The organism is Gracilibacillus boraciitolerans JCM 21714, from assembly GCF_000521485.1.
GTDB lineage: Bacteria > Bacillota > Bacilli > Bacillales > Amphibacillaceae > Gracilibacillus > Gracilibacillus boraciitolerans.
Window position 1 is genome coordinate 1 of record NZ_BAVS01000061.1, and the last position, 5596, is coordinate 5596.

The following is a 5596-nucleotide window of genomic DNA, read 5'->3' on the forward strand; positions in this document are numbered from 1 at the left end:
CCATTAATAAAGATGATTGTTACTATCTTGAATGAAACATATGTTCTTATACACAAAAAAATCCCCCCTAATCCCACAATGGGACGAGAGAGATTCCCGCGGTACCACCCAACTTTAGTACTGATTCCAGCACTCACTTCATTTCCTTAACGCGGAACACGACAAAAGCTACTAGTTTCACTTTTATAACATCCAAGGCGAGTTCGTAAGAGTATAGGAGTGACTCTCACCATTATGTCACCTCTCTTAACCTATATCGTTTACTACTATTCCTCTTCATAGTCTTCTATATAATATGGTCTTCTAAATAATTGACTTTACTTTCTGATAGTTTAAAGAAATGTCTGGATTTTGTCAAGGTGTGTTTCTTTTACCAAACGTAGACAAGTGCTTCATATGGTTTCAAAGTTATTTTTGCTGCCAATTCCTTAACATCACTTTCATTCGATAATACTAATTGAGGTGATTTATCGAATACTTGTGAAGGAACATTTATTACTGTTTTTTTATTGAATAAATTAGCAATAACAAATGCACCATTTTCATTTAAATGACGGGTATATGCGTATACCTGATGATGATTATATAATTCAAGTTGATATTTACCATAAACTAAAACGTCATAATGTTTTCTGAGAGCTATTAATTTTTTATAGTAATTTAAAATAGATTTTGGATCATTCTGTTGTATTGCTACATTGATCTCTTCATAGTTTGAATTAACCTTTAACCATGGGTTTCCAGTCGAAAAGCCTGCGTTAACAGAATGATTCCATTGCATTGGGGTTCTGGAATTATCTCTTCCACTTTTCCATATTTTTTGCATAATTTCCTTATGAGATTTACCTTCAGCAATTTCATTATGATACATGTTTTTAATGGCTACATCATTATAATCATCAATTGACTGATATTGTACATTCATCATTCCAATTTCTTGACCTTGATATATAAAAGGAGTGCCTTTCATTAAAAAATACATTGTCGCTAAACATTTGGCGGATTGATCACGATACATTTGGTCATCACCCCCCCACGTTGATACGGATCTAGGTTGATCATGATTTTCAAGAAATAACGCATTCCAGCCGACACCTTCTAGCCTTTTTGCCACTTTGTTAATGTCTTTTTTAAAGCTCGAATGTCCAATCCGCCCTTTGTACTCATTTCCCAAAGACCTAAATGTTCAAATTGAAATATCATATCAAAATAACCTTTGTCTTCTCCCACCCATTGCTCCGCATCTGCAACAGTTACTCCATTTGCTTCTCCTACTGTCATCACATCATAGTTATGGATGGTTTTATCTGCGAATTCCGTTAAAAATTTATCGATACCAGGACGATTCATATGACCTTTAAAGGATGGAACATATTTTTTATTTTTAGGATTTGGCAGATCAGGTAAGCCTGGTACTTTCTTAATATGTGAAATAGCATCTACTCTAAAGCCATCAATACCTTTATTTAACCACCAGTTCACCATCTCATACAAATCTTTACGTACATCAGGGTTTTCCCAATTTAAGTCAGGTTGTTTGGTTGAAAAAACATGCATATAATACTCTTCTGTATTTTGATCGTACTCCCATGCAGATCCTCCAAAAATAGACTCCCAGTTATTTGGCTCATCCCCGTTTTTACCTGGGTGCAGATATAATAATCTCGATATTTATTATCCCTGGAAGAACGTGATTCCATAAACCATCTGTGCTCATCAGACGTATGGTTTATTACTAAATCCATAATCAATTTCATCTTACGTTTATGTACTTCTTGTAATAACTGGTCAAAGTCTTCCATTGTTCCAAAGTCTTTCATTATTGCTTTATAATCACTTATATCATATCCATTATCATCATTGGGTGATTGATAGATTGGACTCATCCAAATAACATCAATTCCTAAATCCTTCAGATAATCCAATTTTGTTATAACACCTTGTATATCTCCAATACCATCCCCCCCATTAGAATCCATAAAACTACGTGGTAGATTTGATATGCTACTGCTTCCTTCCACCACTTTTTATTCATGAAATAACCCCCCCCTGTAATCTTCGATATAGGCACCAAAATATTTATTCATTTAATTTAAGTATTTAAACTATAATACCTTTACTATTAACATAAGTATAGCGTATATTTGCGCAATCGATTGCACATAACTTATATTATCATGTAATATCTTTCTGTCAATAGTGTTGAATTAAATAAAAGACTGGAGTAAATAATTTTTTATATAATGGATTAACTCTACATTTATATTCTATATATACTTATAGAATCCAACAGAAAGAAAAATAATTAGAAAGCAGGCGATTGCATCACTTTATCGAGATAACTTTTATTATATAAAAAAGCACCCTTCAAAAGGATGCTTTTACACGTTTTGTTTATCTTTTTTTATTTGTTTACTTCGAAGTTGTCCACAGGCTGCGTCTATATCTGTTCCATGTTCCACACGAACACCGCAATTTACGCCGTTTTCTAACAAGACTTGATAGAAATCTAAAATTGCCTTTTTCTCACTTCTATCATATTGATTATGCTCATCCACTGGATTATATGGAATAAGATTTACATAAGACAAATGGCGTTTATTCTTCAATAAAGTTACAAGCTGTTTTGCTTCTTCTTTATGATCATTAACATCCTTTAGTAATATATACTCGAATGTTATACGACGATTTGTCTTTTCCAGATAATAATCAATTGCTGGCATCAGTTTTTCTAATGGAAATGCTTTATTAATTTTCATAATTTTAGTGCGCAATTCATTGTTTGGTGCATGTAATGATAAGGCTAAATTTACTTGAATGTTCTCATCCGCAAAATCATAAATTCGTTTAGCCAGTCCACTCGTCGAAACAGTAATGTGACGAGCTCCTATTGAAAGACCATCCTGATCATTTACAATTCGCAGGAAATCCATTGTATTATCGTAGTTATCAAAAGGCTCACCAATACCCATCACAACTATATGACTGACACGTTCATCCTCATCTTTTGCATCGAGGTGTTTTTGCACTTTCATGATTTGCTCAACAATTTCACCAGCATTAAGATCTCTATTTTTTGTAAGTAATCCACTGGCACAGAATGAACAACCAATATTACAGCCAACCTGGGTCGTTACACAAACAGAATAACCATAACTAAATTTCATTAAGACCGTCTCAATTAAATTCCCGTCTGTTAACTTAAATAAAAACTTTATCGTACCATCTTTGGATTCTTGTTTAATTTCCTCTGTTAAAGTCCCTAAGGTGAAATTCTCCTCTAATACTAATTGGCAATCTTTATTTAGATTATACATTTCCTGAAAGGTATCAACTCTCTTTTATATAACCAATTCCAAACTTGTTTAGCTCGAAACTTCTTTTGACCATGTGTTACAAGCCAATCTGTTAATTGCTTATATGTTAAAGAATAGATGGAACTATTCATCAATCATCCCTCTTTTCTTATTCGTTCATTTACATCAGACCATCATACTAAATACAGAGTAAAATAGCAAGAATTTCAGAAAATAAGGTTAACCAAAAAAATAATAAATAAAAAAATATCTTTAAAAAACTACAAAATCAAATCAAGCTCTATCCCCCTCTATTTTCACTTATTATGGCTATCCACTATATATTAATCAATAAAGAGAAGCAGAAAAATTTCATGATTTTTATCTCATGACCTTGCAATTTCATAAATCACTTGCTATAATGAAGTTAGCTATTTTGTTCGATGACACCTTCAAGGATCGTAACGTTCAGTTTTCGTTTTGAGGCAAGAGCAAGAATAGTAATACATTTGTGTGAACGGTTCACACATAGGAGGAAAAGAAATATGGTACAAGGTACAGTAAAATGGTTTAATGCAGACAAAGGTTTTGGATTTATTGAAGTAGAAGGACAAGACGATGTATTCGTTCACTTCTCTGCTATCCAAGGCGAAGGCTTTAAAACACTTGAAGAAGGTCAAAGCGTAACTTTCGACATCGAAGAAGGTAACCGTGGACCACAAGCAGCTAACGTAGAAAAAAACTAATTTAGCCTTTTATAACAAAAAACGCTTATGCTTTTGCATAAGCGTTTTTTATTTATTCAATATTTCTTTCAATATGACCACATGATTGTACTTTAATTCTTTTGTAGCAAACACCAATGTTATCTCTCCATTATGTTCATAATAATATTCCTCTAATTGATGAAGAGCGTCTTTTTTTTCTGAATCATTCTTTAATTCCTGCAAATATTCTTCTTTAAAATCTTGAAATTTATCTGGATCATGTTCAAACCATTTTCTAAGCTTAGGTGATGGACCAATATTTTTTAACCAAGCATCTAACTTGGCTTTTTCTTTAGTTACTCCTCTTGGCCAGACACGATCAACCAATATACGACACCCATCGTTTTTCTCCGGATCATCATACACTCTTTTTAATTGAATAATAAATCACCTCACAAACAGATTATTAGACCTTTCATTATGTAAAGAGTATCATCTTTTACATGCTCAAGTAAATGAAGGAGTGATTTATATGTCAACATTTTCTAATGTGAAATTTTCATTGTTGGATTTAGCACCAGTTTTAGCTGGTAAGAATGCTTCAATATCTTTTCAAAATAGTGCAGATTTAGCCAAACATGTCGAAAAGCTTGGTTTCTATCGGTATTGGTTAGCAGAGCATCATAATATGCCAGGCATAGCCAGTTCTGCTACTTCACTTGTCATAAGTCATATTGCAAGCCACACAGAAAAAATTCGCGTTGGCGCCGGTGGGATTATGTTACCAAACCACGCACCTTTAGTGATTGCCGAACAATTTGGAACATTAGATGCTCTATATCCTGACCGCATTGATCTTGGATTAGGTCGCGCACCAGGAAGTGACCAAGCAACTGCTTATGCACTAAGAAGAACGCTAAATAGCAGTCCAGACGACTTTCCTCTGCTGGTGGAAGAATTAGAATCATACTTTAGTGGTACAGCTAGAGTAAAAGCAGTACCTGGAAAAGGCGCGAACATTCCAATCTGGTTACTCGGCTCCAGTGATTTCAGTGCTCGTTTGGCAGCAGAAAAAGGATTACCTTTTGCATTTGCCAGTCATTTTTCTCCGGACTATACACTACCTGCTTTACGTTTATACCGTGAACGATTTACACCATCTGATCAATTGAGTAAACCACATGCGATGGTAGGGGGGGTAAATATTATTGCAGCAGAAACAGTGGAGAAAGCGAAATGGTTAGCAACTTCACAACAACAACAGTTTTTATCATTAGTTCGTGGTGATCCATCTGAGTTGATGCCACCGATTGATGATATCGAGAAGGAATGGTCGATTTATGAGAAGTCTTCCGTAGAAAAGACAGTTAATAGTAAAACGACTATTATTGGGGGGGATAAAAATGCCGTTCGTGAAAAACTATCAGCTTTTATTGAAGAAACAGAAGCAAATGAAGTAATCATTAATTCACAGATTTATGATCACGAAGCAAGAAAAAAATCGTACGACATCGTCGCAGAAATAGTCAACGAATAACATTGACATAAAGAGACTGACATAAAATAAGTAAAATCCGAACGATAATGCAAATT

3 protein-coding genes, 2 pseudogenes and 1 other annotated feature are annotated in these 5596 nt (G+C 34.1%); of the genes and pseudogenes, 2 read left to right on the top strand and 3 right to left on the bottom strand.

Going from position 1 to position 5596, the window contains the following annotated elements; all coding sequences use genetic code 11:
* Positions 1 to 76 precede the first annotated feature (76 nt).
* Positions 77 to 289: a binding site (T-box leader), on the bottom strand.
* Between the two features lie 81 nt (positions 290 to 370).
* A pseudogene (locus tag JCM21714_RS17360) lies at positions 371 to 2035 on the bottom strand (glycoside hydrolase family 13 protein).
* Positions 2036 to 2381: 346 nt separating this feature from the next.
* A pseudogene (gene rlmN / locus JCM21714_RS17365) lies at positions 2382 to 3451 on the bottom strand (dual-specificity RNA methyltransferase RlmN).
* A gap of 390 nt (positions 3452 to 3841) precedes the next feature.
* On the opposite strand from rlmN, the gene JCM21714_RS17370 reads away from it, so the two are divergent.
* Entirely contained in the window at positions 3842 to 4042 is a 201-nt protein-coding gene (locus tag JCM21714_RS17370; protein ID WP_035726336.1) for a cold-shock protein, read from the top strand.
* Between the two features lie 48 nt (positions 4043 to 4090).
* Here the strand turns inward: JCM21714_RS17370 and JCM21714_RS17375 are convergent, their stop codons facing one another.
* Positions 4091 to 4429, bottom strand: coding sequence for a DUF488 domain-containing protein (locus tag JCM21714_RS17375; protein ID WP_235183028.1), 339 nt, complete (start codon positions 4427 to 4429; stop codon positions 4091 to 4093).
* Positions 4430 to 4535: 106 nt separating this feature from the next.
* Here JCM21714_RS17375 and JCM21714_RS17380 point away from each other — a divergent pair, with 106 nt between their 5' ends.
* Positions 4536 to 5540, top strand: a complete 1005-nt coding sequence (locus JCM21714_RS17380) for an LLM class flavin-dependent oxidoreductase (protein WP_035726341.1) — start codon at positions 4536 to 4538, stop codon at positions 5538 to 5540.
* The last annotated feature ends 56 nt before the right edge of the window (positions 5541 to 5596 follow it).